The following is a 608-nucleotide window of genomic DNA, read 5'->3' as shown; positions in this document are numbered from 1 at the left end:
TTTTAAAGGAAAGCAATTTCAGCAGGATGTGATTATTGTAGCCGTGGGCTACTATCTTCGTTATAACCTTAGCTATCGTGAAGTTCAAGAAATCTTATATGATCGTGGCATTAACGTTTCTCATACGACGATTTATCGTTGGGTGCAAGAATATGGCAAACTACTCTATCAAATTTGGAAAAAGAAAAATAAAAAATCCTTTTATTCATGGAAAATGGATGAAACGTACATCAAAATTAAAGGAAAATGGCATTATTTGTATCGAGCCATCGATGCAGATGGTTTAACCTTGGATATTTGGTTACGTAAAAAACGGGACACACAAGCAGCCTATGCTTTTCTTAAGCGGTTAGTGAAGCAGTTTGATGAACCGAAGGTTGTAGTCACAGATAAAGCCCCCTCTATTACAAGTGCCTTTAAGAAACTAAAAGAATACGGCTTTTATCAAGGGACAGAACATCGTACCATTAAATACCTGAATAATTTGATTGAACAAGACCATCGTCCAGTAAAGAGACGCAATAAATTCTATCGAAGTTTACGCACTGCCTCTACCACGATTAAAGGCATGGAAGCCATTCGAGGATTATATAAGAAAACCCGAAAAG

1 protein-coding gene is annotated in these 608 nt (G+C 36.8%); it reads left to right on the top strand.

Going from position 1 to position 608, the window contains the following annotated elements:
* On the top strand, positions 1 to 608 hold a 608-nt coding region (locus tag IAE45_RS18705; protein ID WP_161299138.1), incomplete at both ends, for an IS6-like element IS1216 family transposase.

Source organism: Enterococcus sp. S53, assembly GCF_016516865.1.
Lineage (GTDB): Bacteria > Bacillota > Bacilli > Lactobacillales > Enterococcaceae > Enterococcus_D > Enterococcus_D innesii.
This window is presented reverse-complemented; position numbering and strand designations above follow the sequence as displayed.